At 69.9% G+C, this 16,323-nt stretch carries 18 protein-coding genes; 12 read left to right on the forward strand and 6 right to left on the reverse strand.

The genetic code is table 11. From position 1 onward, the window contains the following. The first annotated feature begins 446 nt into the window (after positions 1-446). Positions 447-1,097: a hypothetical protein gene (locus tag AB0J24_RS24775; RefSeq protein ID WP_358685445.1), complete on the forward strand. Its 651-nt coding sequence runs from the start codon at positions 447-449 to the stop codon at positions 1,095-1,097. Positions 1,098-1,382: 285 nt separating this feature from the next. Here AB0J24_RS24775 and AB0J24_RS24780 read toward each other — a convergent pair whose 3' ends face one another. Further along, on the reverse strand, positions 1,383-2,402 hold the full coding sequence (locus AB0J24_RS24780; protein WP_358685447.1) for a hypothetical protein: 1,020 nt from the start codon (positions 2,400-2,402) through the stop codon (positions 1,383-1,385). A 68-nt stretch (positions 2,403-2,470) separates the two neighbouring features. Here AB0J24_RS24780 and AB0J24_RS24785 point away from each other — a divergent pair, with 68 nt between their 5' ends. Both AB0J24_RS24785 and AB0J24_RS24790 read left to right on the forward strand, forming a co-directional pair. Further along, a complete protein-coding gene (locus AB0J24_RS24785) occupies positions 2,471-2,968 on the forward strand; it encodes a hypothetical protein (protein ID WP_358685449.1) in 498 nt (165 codons plus the stop codon). A 251-nt stretch (positions 2,969-3,219) separates the two neighbouring features. Then, positions 3,220-3,966 (forward strand): aminoglycoside phosphotransferase family protein, encoded by a 747-nt coding sequence (locus AB0J24_RS24790; RefSeq protein ID WP_358685451.1) that lies wholly within the window; start codon positions 3,220-3,222, stop codon positions 3,964-3,966. A gap of 683 nt (positions 3,967-4,649) precedes the next feature. On the opposite strand, the gene AB0J24_RS24795 is transcribed toward AB0J24_RS24790, so the two are convergent. Further along, entirely contained in the window at positions 4,650-4,940 is a 291-nt protein-coding gene (locus AB0J24_RS24795; RefSeq protein ID WP_358685453.1) for a hypothetical protein, read from the reverse strand. A 296-nt stretch (positions 4,941-5,236) separates the two neighbouring features. After that, the gene (locus tag AB0J24_RS24800) at positions 5,237-5,797 is read right to left on the reverse strand and encodes a hypothetical protein (protein WP_358685455.1); all 561 of its coding nucleotides are present in this window, start codon (positions 5,795-5,797) and stop codon (positions 5,237-5,239) included. A gap of 349 nt (positions 5,798-6,146) precedes the next feature. Between AB0J24_RS24800 and AB0J24_RS24805 the strand changes: the two genes are divergently transcribed. The 4 genes from AB0J24_RS24805 to AB0J24_RS24820 all read left to right on the forward strand — a co-directional run bounded on the left by AB0J24_RS24805 (position 6,147) and on the right by AB0J24_RS24820 (position 9,660). Then, positions 6,147-6,539, forward strand: a complete 393-nt coding sequence (locus AB0J24_RS24805; protein ID WP_358685457.1) for a nuclear transport factor 2 family protein — start codon at positions 6,147-6,149, stop codon at positions 6,537-6,539. 159 nt (positions 6,540-6,698) lie between these two features. Further along, positions 6,699-7,622: a LysR substrate-binding domain-containing protein gene (locus AB0J24_RS24810; protein WP_358685459.1), complete on the forward strand. Its 924-nt coding sequence runs from the start codon at positions 6,699-6,701 to the stop codon at positions 7,620-7,622. 193 nt (positions 7,623-7,815) lie between these two features. Further along, the gene (locus AB0J24_RS24815) at positions 7,816-8,247 is read left to right on the forward strand and encodes a PaaI family thioesterase (RefSeq protein ID WP_358685461.1); all 432 of its coding nucleotides are present in this window, start codon (positions 7,816-7,818) and stop codon (positions 8,245-8,247) included. Positions 8,248-8,478: 231 nt separating this feature from the next. Next, a complete protein-coding gene (locus AB0J24_RS24820) occupies positions 8,479-9,660 on the forward strand; it encodes an acyltransferase (protein WP_358685464.1) in 1,182 nt (393 codons plus the stop codon). On the opposite strand, the gene AB0J24_RS24825 is transcribed toward AB0J24_RS24820, so the two are convergent. Together AB0J24_RS24825 and AB0J24_RS24830 are read right to left on the reverse strand one after the other, a co-directional pair. Further along, entirely contained in the window at positions 9,634-10,071 is a 438-nt protein-coding gene (locus AB0J24_RS24825) for a MerR family transcriptional regulator (protein ID WP_358685467.1), read from the reverse strand. The genes AB0J24_RS24820 and AB0J24_RS24825 overlap by 27 nt on opposite strands. 134 nt (positions 10,072-10,205) lie before the next feature. Further along, positions 10,206-11,144 (reverse strand): LysR family transcriptional regulator, encoded by a 939-nt coding sequence (locus AB0J24_RS24830; protein WP_358685470.1) that lies wholly within the window; start codon positions 11,142-11,144, stop codon positions 10,206-10,208. Between the two features lie 163 nt (positions 11,145-11,307). Here AB0J24_RS24830 and AB0J24_RS24835 point away from each other — a divergent pair, with 163 nt between their 5' ends. Then, positions 11,308-11,907, forward strand: a complete 600-nt coding sequence (locus AB0J24_RS24835) for a hypothetical protein (RefSeq protein WP_358685472.1) — start codon at positions 11,308-11,310, stop codon at positions 11,905-11,907. Positions 11,908-11,994: 87 nt separating this feature from the next. Here the strand turns inward: AB0J24_RS24835 and arr are convergent, their stop codons facing one another. Then, positions 11,995-12,423 carry an NAD(+)--rifampin ADP-ribosyltransferase gene (gene arr, locus AB0J24_RS24840; RefSeq protein WP_358685474.1) on the reverse strand — a complete coding sequence of 143 codons (429 nt, stop codon included), beginning with the start codon at positions 12,421-12,423 and terminating at the stop codon, positions 11,995-11,997. A gap of 680 nt (positions 12,424-13,103) precedes the next feature. Between arr and AB0J24_RS24845 the strand changes: the two genes are divergently transcribed. The 4 genes from AB0J24_RS24845 (at position 13,104) to AB0J24_RS24860 (ending at position 16,313) form a co-directional block, all read left to right on the forward strand. Next, entirely contained in the window at positions 13,104-13,724 is a 621-nt protein-coding gene (locus AB0J24_RS24845; RefSeq protein ID WP_358685477.1) for a hypothetical protein, read from the forward strand. A 93-nt stretch (positions 13,725-13,817) separates the two neighbouring features. Then, positions 13,818-14,519, forward strand: coding sequence for a TetR/AcrR family transcriptional regulator C-terminal domain-containing protein (locus AB0J24_RS24850; RefSeq protein ID WP_358685479.1), 702 nt, complete (start codon positions 13,818-13,820; stop codon positions 14,517-14,519). Positions 14,520-14,778: 259 nt separating this feature from the next. Next, a complete protein-coding gene (locus AB0J24_RS24855) occupies positions 14,779-15,711 on the forward strand; it encodes an alpha/beta hydrolase (RefSeq protein ID WP_358685482.1) in 933 nt (310 codons plus the stop codon). A gap of 11 nt (positions 15,712-15,722) precedes the next feature. After that, a complete protein-coding gene (locus AB0J24_RS24860) occupies positions 15,723-16,313 on the forward strand; it encodes a TetR/AcrR family transcriptional regulator (protein ID WP_358685484.1) in 591 nt (196 codons plus the stop codon). The last annotated feature ends 10 nt before the right edge of the window (positions 16,314-16,323 follow it).

A 16,323-nucleotide genomic window follows, 5' to 3' on the forward strand; every position in this document is an offset into this window, starting at 1 on the left:
CCTCGCCAAGCAACGCAGCAACCAGGACTGACAGACCACTCGGGGGGTCAAAATCCCCGGACCCCACGGGGGTCAATTTTCAGGATCCGTTGACACCACCTGAAGGAGGAACGACGCTGACCGTCAGCGGACGGTTACCGCTGGTCAGCGCCGTCTCAAAGCCTGTGATTAGGCAGCCTGCGTGGTTCCCAGAAGATCTCGTCGATCGCTGGATTCGTCAGCCCCTTGAGACTTGGGGGTCGTTGCGCGGCTTGATGGTATCCCACCAGCGGACCGGCACTGCGCCGCGTGCACTGGAATCAGGCTTCTCATTCGCACCAATCGTCTGCCTAGTCACTCGCACCCCACGACTTCGTGGCCGAGTCTGCACAATTGGTCAGATTGTTATCGTGCAATGTTTGGGCCGCGGAGGTCGAGCTGTCATGGCACAACAACGTAGGGTCTCCGTGGACGGCTACTACCGTCGCGACGGGACGTGGGTAAGGGGCTACACACAGAAGCGCCGGGCCGCCGCACCGGGTACGAGCTATGCACGTCACCCGGTCCCACCTCGCGCGAGGACGCGAGATCAGATCCCGGCACCGCGGGCGGCGGTCAGGCTTGACCGGCAGAGCGAGCGTATCCCTCAAAAGGTAGTTGACGCGGCGACCGAAGTACTCACGGACGGCTGGTCTAAAGTAGTCGCAAACCAGCTGAATGCCGTACTTTGGGGTGTCGTTAGGCCTAAGAAGGTTCGACGCGCATCTTGCCATTTCATTGCAGAGATCGCAGACGGCATGGAGCAGGTCAAATCAGAAGCACATAGCGCAGTCGGCGCGCTAGCGGCCGTCGCTGGTGTAAAAATTCTTGGATTCACGTCCCTGGAAGGAAAGATTGCGGGAGCCATAGCGGGCAAGATTCCCATACCGGGCGAAGAATCAATATCTCTTGGGGTTCAGAAACTTCGCATATTTGGCGTCTGGGTTTGCGTAATTGGCGGCCAGTCGGATCCCGTTGTGTCTTGTCCATGTTTTCGAGCTCTAGCGAAAGAAAGATCTGAGGAGGAAATTCAGCGGCTTCTTGAGTCTAAGTTCAACGAGCTGTCGGGGCGGAATTGAGCGGATGGCAGCTTCGTCAAGGTCTCCGGCTTGTGCTCCGGACCCGGCCGGTAGGTCGCGCACTGCTCAGGCGAACTCGCTGGCACCGACACCTGGACCGGGGACTCTCCGGACCGCGGTCCTCCTGCGCTGTCGAGCCGGAGCGAATCCGGAGCGGACGCACAGGGACTAGTCGCCACGCCGAACGACTCCGCGTTACGAACTGCCAGCTCAGTGGGTTCTGGGCATCATCAGACGACACAGACTGATCGTGCGTCGCCGCCTTCGGGACGAAAGAGTCGACCGTCACGGTTCGGCGTTGATGCGAGCCCATGCTGGGCCCTCCGGGAAGATGACACTGACCTTGGCAGCGGTGAGATACGCGATCAGGTCCTCTCGCGGTCGGGACGGTACGAGCACGGCGCGAGTTGTGGCGTCGACGAAGCGGCCGTAGTCGAAGAGCTGTCCGACGGCTTGCCGCAGGGCATCTCGAGTGACAGTCCCCTTGGCTTCCACGAGCTCGCTCGTTGTCTCGTCCCAGAGATCGCTGTACAGCGGGCGTGACTCGCCGGCCGGGACGACCCGAAGGCGGCTGACGGTGTGTCCGTCGAGTTCGAGGTGGCGGCGGTACCGCTCAACCAGGCCGGACTCCTTGCGTTCCGCCTCGTAGGGTTCACGGTTTGGTGTCACGTGCGCTCGTTCGGTGTGTCGCTCTTCGACCGGCACGTTTGCGACATCATGTTCTCGTGGGGGTGGGACAGGGAGAGATGGGAGGCTGATGGGCACCTCGGTGTTTGGGCGGAGGCGGAAGACGACGACCTGGCGCATCACGTTGACGTCGCCCGTTTCGTGCGCATCGGTGAAGTAGTAGTCAACCAGGAAGAACTCGCCCAAGTAGGTCACCGAGGTGCCCTCGGCTTGGAACCCCTCCAGGGATCGACCGTCCTCAGCGTGGTTGAGGATCGCCTTGTTGCCCTGGGTTAGCTGTTGATCGCCGCGCTGGCCTTCCCCGACATAGTGGAACAGCCCGTCAGAGCCCCAGCCGTCGTAGTAGCCGTGCTGCCGCCCGGTCGAGGGGTCGGTAAAGAACAGCACGGCGGGGGTCTGACTCGACGGACCGATCCCCCCTTGGCGTCGGCCGCCGTACCGTTCGTGTACTTCGCGGCGTCGCAGCCGGTCGCCAGGCTGTAGACCGGAGAGCATCGTGTACCTCCAAAATTTAGGGTCGATGGTCACCCTAAAAGTTAGAGGTTCCATGACTATCGGCCCGCCGTTCACGCCACTTTTCATCAGAAGTGGGGAGGATCCGTCGAGCAGAGTAACCATCGATGAGCTGTTCGCGAGACATCGGGCAGAACCCCAGTTCGTGGGGGTGTCGCGAACCGGGGGCAACGATGGGTATCGGCCGCTACGTCCTAGCAGTCGTCCTCGCCGGCGCATTGGCCACCGCGGCGTGCAGCGCTGCCTCGGGCGCGGACCGAGTCGCCCTCGATCCGGCGGCTCCGTCCACGATCGGCCAGTCCGCACCCGCCGCCGGTCTGCTGCCCCGCGTCGATGCGGGCTCATCCGAGTTGAGGGCGGCGGTGATCGAGGCGATCGCGACGACCCGGGTCCGGGTTGCAGCGGCCGAGAAGAAGGCGGCCGAGGAGAGGGCGCGGACGCGGGAGGAGGCCAGCCGTGGCGAGGGCCCGCAGTCCGCGGAGGAGGCTGAGGCCACGTCTGATGGTGGCTGCGCCCAGCGGGCGATGACAGCCGGGCAGTTCGACCCATTGTGCGACGAGTACCAGGGGTACCTGGACCCTGGTGCCGCTGCCGGCCGTGCCCCAACGAGCGGCGAGACTCAGATGCAGTACGCCTGCGAGCAGGGTTTGGTCCCCGAAAGCGACTGCTGACGAAGGTTCGTCGGAAGGCTGCTCTCGACGATGGCAGTTGCTGTCGCGGGGGAGCGCGCCCCTGGGGCACACGTGGGGCACATCCAGTCTACGACGGCGCGACACCTGCTGACACGGCGCTGCACTGGATGCACTGGTCAGAAGGACGGTCGGGGCGAACGAGCAGGTCGAGAGCGCGTTGGGTTCGCGTTAGGAGAGCGGGGGTCTGACTGAGGGGATCTCTAGTGCGTGGCCCGCTATTGTCGAGAGCAATGACCACCCGGGACCGCGTCGACGTTGTAGCCGCCCACCACGAACGGGTGACAGTGCGAGCTGGCGACGTCTTTCTGAAGATCGATATTGACCAGGAGCGCAGTAACACCGAAGTAGCCGCGCTGAACGCAGCGCCGATTCCAACGCCGAACATACTGTGGCGCGCGCCGCCCGTGCTCGCGCTCGCTGCTCTTCCCGGGCGGCCTCTCGCTCGGCTCGGCGAACCATCAACCGCCTCGCAACAGGCATGGGCCTCTGCCGGTTCCGTCGTGCGCGTCCTGCACGACGCTCCGTTACCGACGTGGTCTTGCCGAGATCATCACGACATCTCGTCGGAACTCGACGTCACATGCGAGTGGATCATTGCGAACGAAGTTCTGCCCGCCGATTTGGTCCGCCGCAACCGCCGGATCGCTGAGGCCGCGTTGCGACCCTGGGCTCCGGCCTTCACCCATGGCGACCTGCAGGCTGAGCATGTGTTCGTCGACGGTGACGACGTGACGGGCGTGATCGACTGGTCAGAGGCGAGCGCAGGCGACGCCATGTACGACCTCGCCACGATGACGATCGGCCACCAGGATCATCTGGAGGCCGTCGTCACGGGCTACGGGCTCGATGTCGATCGTGAGGTGATTCGCGCATGGTGGTCGCTGCGCAGTCTGCGGGGCGTCCGCTGGCTGGTCGAGCACGGGCTCGATCCGTTTCGTTCCGGCTGCGAAGTGGATGTGTTGAAAGCTCAACTGTGAGCCGCATGCGTTGAGGTGCTGCCGGACTGCCATCGAGAGGTCGGCGGATGCCCCAGCAAACTCCCAGAAAACAACAGCGAATGACGCGCCCCGTCGCCGACCGACGGACGCGACGTCTCCCGATCGCCGCAGCGCAGGAGAGCCGACGGTAGATGTCGGACACTGACTGCTACTGTGGATCTTGGTTCGGGCGGTTATTGGTTCGAGTCCAATCGGAGGAGCATTTCCCGCAGGTAGAGCGAGCGCGGGTCGACCACCTCAGCGATCTACGTCGTACTTTGTACGACGACTCGGTCGCCGCTTCCGCACCTCCGCCAGCGTCGACACCGCCCTGATCCATCACCGTCGCCGCGGTCGTCCTCACGATGCGGGTGTGAGGGGTTTCCAGGCCGTTGTCGCCGATCCCACCGGTCCCGAGCACGCCGAGCGCCTCGAGTGGCGAGCGGGCCGCCCGGTCCGCACCGTCTCGAGTCCGGCGACGCCGAGCGGGCCCTGGAGTGGCTGGCTTGCGACCGCTGGCCTCGATGTAGCGCGTCGGATTCGAACATCGACTGAGTAGGCGTGACTCACCCAGCCCGTCCGGGCCCGTACGGCCCACAACCGATGGCGCAGTCCACGCAGCCGTGGAGCCCCGTTGCGTCGTGCAGTGAATCCCGCTCGATGCGGACCCTCCGGGTCATCGCCTACGTGACGACCAGCATCGCCTCCATCACGTTCCTCATCGTCATCATCTGGGCGACGGTCAAGATCAACCAGGTCCAGGCGGCGATCGAGGAAAGCCCCTTCGGGCAGCTCTCCTCTCTCCTCGCCCCCACCGCTCCCAGCGGGTCGAGCCAGCTCGAGCAGTTCTGCTTCATGTACCCGAACGCAACAGGCTGCTGACGTGAACCTGCTCCGCCGTCGGTCGAGACCGTCGTCGACGAGCTGATCGCCAACCCGCCCCACGCCGAGGACGCGCTGATCTCGATCGCCATCCGTTCCGGACCTCGACGGCCGGGTGGCCGCCTCCTGCCGTCGTTGCCGCCTTCCGGGGCGTTCCCCCGAGGAAAGCGGACCTCCGCTACGTCGTCGGCCTTGCGGCGACGCCCCGATCCCGACTCGCCTCGATCCACGTGCGTCGACGCGACGTTCCGACGCACGCTCACGGCCTGCTGCTCGACGAGCAGGAGTACCGGGTCGCGCCGGATCCTGGTGGCGTCTGGCCGGCTCCCGCAACGGACATGCCGCGACCAGGAGGCGCTCCGGAGCGGATCCGGAGCGTGCTCGGGTCTCAGTTCGCGTTACCGGCGGCCGCGTCGGCCCGGCACTCGCCGGTCGTCATCCCGGTCTGCTCCCGGCAGGCCTGCAGTGCCGCTTCGCCCGGGTCGGTCCAGTACTCGTACTGCACCTGCCCCGACGGGCACGGTGTCCCGTCCAGCTTCATGCCGGTGGAGGGGTCGCAGTAGTCGGGGCCGACGGCGCTGTCGCCGATCGAGAGTTGCTCGGCGTACTCGCGCTGCGCCCGTTCCCTGGCTGCGTGCAGGTCGGGGCAGTCCTTGTTCACGATGATCCCGTCGACGACGCGGGCATCCGCGGTGGGCTCACAGGTGTAACGCGTTTCGGCCGCTGCGACCCGGGCGGTCTCCACCGCGGCCCGAGCACCGACGACGGCGTCAACCGCGGACACCGCCGGCAGGTTCATCGCCGCACGCTCCGCCGGTGCGACCGGGGCGGTCACCGGAGCCGCGGTCGCCGGGACGGAGGCCGTGGTCACGGCCAGGGCCGCACCACCACCGGCGGCGAGAAGGGCCGCGGCGAGTCCGGCCAGGATCGCTCGGTAGACGGAGCTCATGACAGTGTCCCTCGAACTGGTGGGAGGTGATCGCGATGACGTCACCCGTATCGGCCCCCCTCCGGCGCGGTGTTACCGAACCTGACCAGCGTCGACAGAATTGGGGATAGCCGCTCCTGAAATCCCGCACGACCCCGCCCGGCACGCGTGGGCCTGCTGCAGACGGCGGGCCAGGATGACGAGCTGCGCGACGTGCTCGACCACCTGCGTGGGGGCCCGGTTCCGCCGGATACTGCGACCCGGAACCTGCCCGGGCTCCGCGCGGGCCGGGTCGGACGCCCGGCGGATCGGTCCGGCGTCGGCCGCGCGGTCGTACCCGGTCAGGACCGATCCGGCACGATCTGCGTCCATGGTGACCACTCCCACCGCTCCGACCGAGGTGTTCCAGGCTCTCTCCCGCGCCCTCGCCGCCCACGACTGGGACGCCGCCGCGGCGCTCTACGCGGAGGACGTCCGGGTCGTCGATCGGTTCGCTCCGGTGGCGCCGGTGGTGCGGACCGGCCGCGAGTCGGTGCGTGAGTTCTTCACCGGTCTCGGCGGCAGGCTCGACAGCCTGACCGTCGAGCAGGCGGTGGTCATCCCGGCGGCCGACCCCGAGGTCGTCACCGTCGAGTTCTCCTTCGCCGCCTCCGCAGGCGGGGGAGCCGGCCGGTTCGTCCTCCCGGCGATCTTCGTGTTGCGCGTTCGCGGTGGCGAGATCGTCGAGTCCCATGACTACCTCGGGCCTCGGCAGGGGGCGTAGCGGCAGCTCGGAGCGCGCTCTCCAGCGGCGATCCGCCGCAAGGCCCGGCTGGTGAGAAGCCGCCGCCGTCCACCCACCGTTCTCCTGCCGCACGCTCGTCGGTCGTCCGGAGACGACCGACGGGGCTTACCGTCACCTCCGCGAGGGGAGGGAGCGCACGTGGAGTTCCGGTACCTGCGCGCCTTCCTGGCGATCGCCGAGGAGCTGCACTTCGGTCGTGCGGCCCGGCGGCTGCATCTCGCGCAGCCCTCGCTGTCCCAGCAGCTGCAACGACTGGAACGTGACGTCGGTGTCCAGCTGGTGCGGCGCACCTCCCACGAGGTCCGGCTGACTCCCGCGGGTGAGGCGTTCCGCGCGGAGGCTCGGATGCTCCTGGAACAGGCGGACCGGGCGGTCGCCGCAGCGCGCGCCGTGGCATCGGGGCGGGCCGGCACGATCTGCATCGGCTTCAACTTCCCGGCGGGCCAGGACGTTCTTCCCGCCGTGCTGGCGACGCTCGAGGCGGAACACCCCCGCGTGCAGACCCAGCTGTGGGAACGACGGACCGGGCCCCAGCTGGAGGGTGTGCTGTCGGGGGAGCTGGACGTCGCCTTCGTCTACGGCAGACCGCTCAGCCCGGAGCTGTCCTCGACGGAGCTGATGACCGTCCCGCTCGTCGCCGTGGTGGGGGAGTGTCACCCCTGGGCGGACCGCGACGAGCTGCCGATCCGGATGCTGGACCGCCAGCCGTGCCTGCTGTTCCACCGGGAGCAGAGCCCGGCGATGCACGACGCGATCACCGGGGCCGCCGCCCGGGCCGGCGTCACGCTCGGAGTCGCCGCCGAGGTCGACGACCCGGTGGCGGCCGGGGTGCTGGTGTCCGCCCGTCGATTGATCGGATTCACCTCGGCCTCCCGGGCGGAGCGGGCTCCGGCGCAGGGACTGGTCGCGCTGCCGTTGACGGCGCCGTCACCGACGCTCACCCTGCACGCCGTATGGCGGACCGCGGGACGGACGCCGCTGGTCGAGGCGCTGCTCGGCGCGCTGGAGGCGGCGGGCCCGTTCACCCGGCGGGTGCGGCAGTCGTCGGACCCGGCGCGATAGGGCCGGCCGATCGACCGATCGGCACCTGCGGCTTGCCCGTCCCGACCTGTCTGGCCACGGTGAGGCCACGGGCCCGACTGGTCGGCGGTTCGAGCCCGGCCGCAGGTCGGCGCACGCACCCGCAACCCGGTCACGGGTCCGACACCGGCATGCGTTCCGGCGTGACGGTGGGACCCGACGTCGAAGGAGACTGATGGAGACCCCCGATTCCGAGTTCGGCGCAGCCGTCCGGCGGGCCCTGCGCACCATGCCGGCCGCGGCACACCTGGGACTGCGCGTGGGCGCGCTGACCCCCGGCGCGGCCGAACTGGTGCTCGCCGTGCGGCCCGAGCACACCCAGCACGACGGCCACGTCGCCGGGAGCGTGCTGGGCGCCCTGGCCGATTTCGCGGGTGGATCGGCCGCGGGCACCCTCCTGCCGCCCGGCTGGACGTCGATGACCATGGACTACACGGTGAAGCTGCTCGCGCCGGCGAGGGGCGACACGGTCCTCGCCCGTGGCCGTGTGGTGAGGGCCGGTCGTTCCACGTCGGTCGCGGCGGCAGACGTGGTCGTACTGGACTCCGGCACGGAGACGATGAGCGCGACGGCGCTGATCACGATGCGCAACCTCGAGGTCGGGTAACGCTGCGAGGCGAGCCGCTCTCGGTCGCTCAATTTGCAGGCGTGTGAGATTTCGCTGAGAGCTGGTTCTGCCGCAACGGGGGTTGCTGCAGCCTGAAAGGTGCTCTGAACTGCAATGTCGCCGGAATCGGGTCGCTCGGGGCGGTCCCCAGACTCTCCTCTAACGTAAGGGTAATGTTTCGATACGTCCGTCGGTGGCGGACGCGTGCAGAGCCGCGTTCAGGGGGCGTTCGTGGGGACACTGGCAGGCAGCTTCGATCCGCGCCGGAACGCGTTCGACGTCCTGCGCCTGATCTTCGCGGTGACCGTGGCGGTGACCCACGGCATGGACATCCACACCGGAGCGCAGCCCGTCATCGGGAACACCTCCGTCGGGGACCTCGCCCTGGACGGGTTCTTCATCCTCAGCGGCTACCTGGTGACGCGGAGTTTCCTGCGGCTCGACTCACCGCTGCGCTACCTCTGGCACCGGTTCCTGCGGATCATGCCGGGCTTCTGGGTCTGCCTGCTCGTGATCGCGTTCGTCGTGGCTCCGGCCGCGGCCGCGCTGCACGGGATGCCGGCGACGACGGCCTTCACCGAGGCTCCGTCGGCGATGCGGTTCGTGATGGTCAACGCGGGCCTGCTGATGGTCCAGTACGAGATCGGCGGGATCCTCGACCCGGCCGTGGCGGACGGCAGCTTCAACGGCGCGCTGTGGACCCTGTTCTTCGAGGCGGCGTGCTACGCGCTGGTGCTCGGCCTCGGGGTGCTCGGACTGCTCCGGCGGCACCGGTGGAGCGTCCTGGTGGTGACCGGGGCCTTCGCCGCACTGACCGTGGCGCAGGAGGCGGGCGCCGAGACGATGGTCAACGACCGCGTCCTGCGGCTCGGGTTCGTGTTCCTGCTCGGGGTGGTGGCCTACCGGTTCGGTGACCGCATCCCGGCCCACGGTGCGCTCGCGGGCCCGGCCGTCGTGGTGTTCGGTCTCGGCGTGGCCCTGTTCGAGGACTACCGGGTGCTGGGTGCTGCCCCGCTGGCCTACGTCTTCCTCTGGCTGGGCGCCCGCCGCCGGCTGTCCTGGTCGATGCGGCACGACGTGTCCTACGGGATGTACATCTACCACTGGCCGGTGCAGCAGGTCCTGAACCTGACGGTGCTCTCCGTGCTCCCGACGGCGCTGTTCGTCGGTGTCGGGTTGCTGGCGACGCTTCCGCTCGCCGTGGCGTCCTGGTTCCTGGTCGAACGACGGGCGATGGGATGGAAGAATGTGGCGGTGCCGGAACTGCGCCGCAGACCCGGCGGCGGTGTCCCGGCCGGCGCCGCGAAGGTTCCCGGGAGAGCCGCACAGCCCGTGGACCGGCCCTCGGGCCGGGGTGCCGACCTCGCCACGGAGCGGCTGCCCGTGTCAGGGAGCCTGCGACGCTCCCTGTGACCGGGCGTCGGCGTCGAGGGTCTTCAGGTCGCGGGACAACGACTCCAGGCTGTCGACCTGGTGCCGCAGGGTCTCCAGGCGGCTGTCGGTGGCTGCCCGGAACATGGCGAGGCGACCGAGCAGGTCCTCGACCCGCTCGGGGTCGAGCCCACTCCGCCCGCGGAGCCCGTCGACCGTGGCCATCAGTTCCTTGATCTGGTCGAGGCTGAAGTCGAGCGGCTTGAGCCGCTTGATGAACGCGAGCCGGTCGACATCGCTCTCGGTGTAGAGGCGGAACCCGCCGGCCGACCGGGCCGAGGGAGTCACCAGGCCCACGTCGTCCCAGTGGCGGATGGTCCGCAGCGACAGGCCGATGCGGGTCGCCACCTGACCGATCTGCATCAGCTCGTCGCCCATCCGACTCTGGTCCACCTCTCGCCACGGTCCGGTGAAGCGTTCGTCGGTCGAGGATAACGGGCTGCGGGCCCACGCAGATCCCGGCGCACCGGTGGCCGGCCCGGCTGCCCGGCCGACCTCGGCGTCGCCGCGGCGCGGGCGGCCGGCGGTCAGGTCGGTCCGCTCCCCGCACGGGGCCGGAGCGGACCGTCGGCCGCGGTCTCCTGCCGTACCGCACGCACCGCCCGCCGCAGCGCCGTGATCAGGGATGAGCGCGTGTCGTCGCGGGTGCAGAGCGAGATCGGGCAGGGGGCGACATCGGCCACCGGCACGAAGACGACCTCGGGGTGCCGGTAGCTGTCGACCACCGAACTACCGGTGATCGCGATCGCCTCACCCCCCGCGACGACCTCGAGCAGCTCGTCCATGGTGTGCACGGCAGGCCCGTAGCGCACCGGCACGCCGCTGGGGCGTGGGTCGCAGGCCCACCAGCGCACCCACTGCTCGTCGCTCCGGTCGTCGGTGGCGTGCGGTTCACCGTCCAGATCGGCGAGCACGACCGAGGACCGGGTGGCCAGCCGATGATCCGCCGGCAGCGCCACGACACGGTGTTCCTCGCGCACCACGTCCAGCTGCAGCCCGGACGGGTCGGCGATCGGCGGCCGTACGAGCGCGGCGTCGACACCGCGGTCGCGCACCGCGCTCGCCTGTTCGTGCCAGGGCAGCTGCACGAGCTGCACGGTGACACCGGTGCCGGCGCGTTCCAGGTGGTCGAGGATCCGCCGGGTGTGCGTACCGGTGGCGGCGCTCATGAACCCGAGACGCAGGGTCCCCTGCGCGTCGCGGCGGTAGGCCTCGACGGCGGCGACGGCCCGCTCGGCGGCCACCAGGGCGTCGCGCGCCTCCTGCAGGAACCGCCGGCCCGCCTCGGTGGGGACGACCGGACGGGCGCTGCGGTCGAGCAGCTCCACGCCGAGCTTGCGCTCGAGTGTGCGGATCTGCTTGCTCAGCGCCGGGCCGCTGACGAACAACGAGGCGGCGGCGCGCCCGAAGTGGCCTTCGTCCACGACCGTCACGAGATAGCGCACGAGGTGCAGGTTGAGGTCCACGTCGACACCTCCCGCCGGCCAGTGTCGCACCCCATGGCCGGCCCGGGTGGATACACCTGCGGTGATAACCGCATGGTTCACGGCCCGGCCGGAACGTGTCCTGGACCGGCCACATCCCGCGGGCGAGCCTCTCGATCACCACCAACGACGGAGGGACCACCACATGAGCCGCTACGAGCACGAGTTCGTGACCATGTTCGCCGGGCTGGAGAAGCAGCTCGAGAACATCGACAACCCGCGCCACCGGGCGATCCTGAAGAACTACCGACGGCACGGGCTGCTGGAGGTCTCGGGGCGGTACCAGGAGCTGCTGGCACCGGACATGACCGTCGAGCACCCGCAGTACCGGCTGCACGAGGGCGGCCAGTCGATCGTGCTCGACGGGATGGCTGAGGTGACCGCGTTCTACGAGTCGCTCGTCGCGGCCAACGCGCTGGTCATGTGGGTCGCCGACCAGGACATCGCGGTCAACGACAACGGATTCTCCGGTGAGGTCGTGTTCAACGCGTTCGTCCCGGCCCCCATGCTCGGGGAGAGCGCCTTCGGCAACGTGCAGGCGGGTGACGACCCGTCGGAGATCTACCTGCTCCGCCGGACGCTCGCCTTCGTCTGGCCCTACGACGAGCGCTGCCGGCTGATCGGGGAGCACGTCTACGAGGACGCCGCCTCCCGCGAGATCACCCGGCCGGATCCGGCCGACGTCATCACCGCCGAACGCGCCGCCGAGCTGCTCGCCCCGGAGATCGACAAGGTGCTGCCGTGAGCGGTACCCCCGCCACCGGCGCGCGGTGAACCCGGCCGGCCCCGCACACCGCTCGTCCGGCGGTGTGCGGGGCCGGCCGGGCGCAGGTCAATCGTGGATGACGGCGAGGCCGCGCCGGCGCAGATCGGCGAGGGTGTCCCGCATCGACCGCAGCTGTTCGGGAGTGTGCCCGGTCCAGTCCTCGATCTCGCCGACGATGCGGACGGGTTCGCCGGTCCGGTAGGAACGCGTCGGATTACCCGGGAGCCGCTTGTCGGTGACGTTCGGGTCGTCGGTGAGCGGTCCGGTGGGCTCCACCCGGTAGATGCGTGGTCGTGCCGCACCGGGCGCCAGTTCGGCGGCCCACGCGGCGGCGTCGAGCGTCTCGCTCACGTAGACGTGGTTCATGATCCGCCCCTGCTCGTAGTTCGAGGGGCGGCCAGGGAGCAGGAGGTCGCCGACCGCGAGGTCGGCCCTGGTCCCGTGCAGGAACGTGCCCGCCTCGTACACCGCGAACGGCTCCGGAGCCGTCGTCATGGTCGATCCCCCGCATTCTGTCGATCCGCGTTCCCGGGCGGGAACGGCGTCGATCCTGGGGGACGGGGGAGGTCTTGCCGCAAGCCCCGCCGCGCGATATACGTTGATCCCGGCGGACGGAGCGACCCGGTCCATGGCGGCAGCGCGCTGGCCGGCGGTGCCGGGGCCGCTGCGGCGATCGCCGCCGGTTCACGGGAGGTTCGGTGCCCGCGAGTGCACGCGGTGCAGTCGACCGGGCTGCTCGGGAACGGCCCCGGCGGCACCGACCGGAGCTTCCCCGGCAGTCCACCCGCTCCCGCCGCAGCAGCGCTCCGCTCCGTACCGGCGGGTGGATGCGTCCCGGCTCCGGGTGACCGCGCGCGCAGGTGGCGGGAGCGGCTGATCCACGTTCCACGTGGCGGGTGCGGCGAGTCGAGGAGCGGCTCTGGAGCCGTTCGGGCGACGGTCCTGGGACGAGGTCGCCGGGGCTGACCCGAGCGGGAGCGCGACCGTTCCGCGCAACGTCACGGACCGGCACGGATCGAGGTGACCGCGAGCCCGGTCCGACACGTCGGCGCTTGACGTGGTGTACGCCGTACACCACGATCGAGGTGTACGGCGTACACCTGCGTCGACGACCGAGAGGGACCTTCATGCACATCACCAGAGCGGGTCTGACGGACTCGGCTGCGATCGCGGCCGTGACCACCGGGGTGCTGTTCGCCGGAATCCAGTTCGTCCATCCGTCCGAGGAACTCGCGAGCGTCTCGACCGGGCGCTGGTCGGTGGTCGGCGCGCTCACGTTCGCGATGGCGGTCGCCGGTCTCGTCGGCATCACCGGTCTGTACCTGGTGCAGGTCGAACGCAGCGGTGTTCCCGGTCTCGTCGGCTATCTGCTGCTCGCCGGCTTCCATCTGCTCACGGCGTCCTACACGTTCACCGAGGCCGTCGTGCTCCCGCCGCTCGTCGGGATAGCGCCCCTGTTCGTCACCGACGTCATCGGCATCCCGAGCGGTGGCGAACCGGTGGGTGATGTCGGTGCGCTCGGCATCTTCGGCCCGATCTCCGGTGTTCTCTTCACCGGTGGCGGAGTGCTGTTCGGGTTCGGTCTGTGGCGCGGGCGGGTCGTCCCGCGCCCGGCGGCGATCCTGCTGGTCGCCGGCTCGCTCGCCCCGCTGCTCGCGGCGTTGCTCCCGGAGGAGTGCCTTCGGTGCGCTGCACTTCCGGTCGCCCTCGCGCTGGTCGTCCTGGGCGGGTCGCTGTGGCGACACCGCCGCACCGAGGTCGCCGTGCCCGGCGGTGCGCGCGCCACCGTAGGCTGACCACGGCCGGGACGGGGACGTGCGCGCCTCCCGTTGTCGGCCGGTCCGGGAGGTCCTCGTGGCTCCGCCGGCGGTAGGGAGCGGAGGTGACCGGTGGCCGACGACCAGGATCGACCGCCGCTCACCCGCGCCCGGGCCGTCCGCGAGGCGACCGTGCTCGCCGACGCCGAGGGTGTCCGGGCGGTGAGCATGCGCAACCTCGCGGCTCGCCTCGGCGTGGTTCCGATGGCGCTCTACAAGCACGTCGCCAACAAGGAGGACCTGCTCGACGGCATGGTCGACCTGTTCGTCGCCGAGCTGCCTGTCCCCGACCGCCGGGAGCACTGGCGGACGGCCGTGCGGGACACCGTGCTCGCCGCACGCCGCGCCGTGGTCGCCCGTCCCTGGCTGCGCTCGGTGATCCAGACGCGCACCCGGCGGACGCCCGCGGTGCTCGGCCACATGGATGCCGTGGCCGGGGCGTTCCTGGCCGGCGGGTTCTCCGCCGATCTCACCCACCACGCCATGCACGCGCTCGGGCATCGACTCTGGGGCTTCAGCCCGGAGGCGTTCGACGCCCCCGACGTCCCGGACGACGCCACGGTGCCCGCTGACCCGGACGAGGTCGAGGCGATCGTGGCGCGGATGAGCGAGGCCTATCCGAGCATCGCCGCCGTCGCGCTGGCCGCGGTCGACGGCGACCTCGGGCGTCTCGGCGGGGGCTGCGACGAGCAGTTCGAGTTCGAGTTCGGTCTCGACCTGTTGCTCGACGGATTCGAGCGACTGTGTGCGGTGAACTGGTGCTCACGGCCCTGAGCCGCCGACGGCCCGCACTCCTGCGAGGTCGACGTCGGTTGCCCGTCGCCCGGCAGGGGGTGGGCGGCGCGTCGGCGGTCCGCCGGCCATGGGGTCGGTCCCGCGGGCTCCCGGGTCGCGGTCGGCCCCGCGGACGGGCGCAGGACCGCGGACGGAGGATCGCGACGAGATCGGACACTGCGCTACTTACCATTCGGTTAGACTTCCAACCATCGTTCAGTCAGCGGCGCGTCGGCGACGGCTCCTGATCGTCGTGCTGGTGGCCGCGGTGTTGCTGGTGGCGGGGGCGTTCGCGCTCCGGCAACCGTCCCCGGTCGGTCACTTCACCTCGGCCGAGGCGGCCGACGACTACCGGGCCGCGTACGCGCGGGCGATGGCCGACCTGCCCGACCCGGCCGGGACGCTCGACGTCCGCACCGGCTTCGGTGTGGTGCGCGCCTACCGGTTCGCCGGTGCGCGACCCGACGCCGACCCGTTGCTGCTGGTGCCGGGGACCAGCTCGGGTGCACCCGTGTTCGCCGACAACCTGCCCTCCCTGCTGGCCCTGCGCGACGTGTGGGTGCTCGATCTGCTCGGCGAGCCCGGTTACAGCGTCCAGGACCGGCCGATCACCACCCAGGCCGAGCAGGCCGCGTGGTTCGACCAGGCGCTGCGTGCCCTTCCGCCGCAGCGGTTCCATGTGGTCGGGCTGTCGATCGGCGGATGGACGGCGGTCAACCTGGCCGTGCACCACCCGGAGGCACCGCTGGCCAGTCTCACCCTGCTCGATCCGGTGCACGTGTACGGCGCCATCCCGATCGGGACCGTCCTGCGCTCGCTCCCGGCGGCGTTCCCCTCGTTGCCGCGCAGCTGGCGCGACTCGTTCAACTCCTACACCGCAGGTGGCGCACCGGTGGAGGACGTGCCGGTCGCCGACATGATCGAGTCGGGGATGCGCGGGTACACCGTGCGGAAACCACAGCCGAGCACCATCGACGAGGACCGGCTCCGGGGGATCGACGTCCCGATGCTCGCGATCGTGGCCGGACGCTCGGTGATGCACGACCCCGCGGCCGCGGTCGAGGTCGCCGAGCGCGCGTTCGGGGCGGAGAACGTCCGTGTCTACCCCGAGGCGAGTCACGCGCTGACCGGGGAGGAACCGGACCGGATCGCCGCCGACGTCGCGGAGCTCCTGGCCCGCACGACCTCCTAGGATCGGACACGATGCCGCCCCGCGCCCGTACCTTCACCGAACGGCTCCGCAGGGAGCACTTGATCGGCGTCACCGTGGACCTGGTCGCCGAGCACGGCTACCGCGGGGTGTCGCTGCAGCGGATCGCGACCGCCGCGGGCATCTCGAAGGCCGCAGTGCTCTACCACTTCCCCACGAAGGACGCCGTGATCGCGGCGGCCTACGAGCACGTGCTCGGCGAGCTGGTGGCGCACGTGGCGAGCGCGGTCGAGGCGGCCCCCGATCCCTGGACGGCCATCGAGGTCGATCTCGACGCCCTGCTGGCGCACCTGGAGGAGCGCCCTGCACGCGCCCGCCTCGTCGCCGAGGCGCTGCCCGAGGAGCGTGGGCTGACCGAGGACGACCAGCGCAGCCCTCGGCGCTGGGAGGCCCTGGCCGGTCTGATCGAGCAGGCCCGGCGGGCCGGCCGGGCCGGTGGGGACGTCGACCCGCGCACTGCCTCGATCATGCTCAACGGCGCGGTGGACGCGCTGGTCGGCGCCGCGCTCCGGGACCCACGGATCCGGATCTCCGATGCCCGGCCCGCCGTCCGCGACCTGGCCGGGCGGCTGCTCGCACCCTGACGACCCCGGA

Origin of the sequence: Pseudonocardia sp. NPDC049635 (assembly GCF_040659795.1) — a bacterium.
In the GTDB taxonomy this organism is placed as follows: Bacteria; Actinomycetota; Actinomycetes; order Mycobacteriales; family Pseudonocardiaceae; genus Pseudonocardia.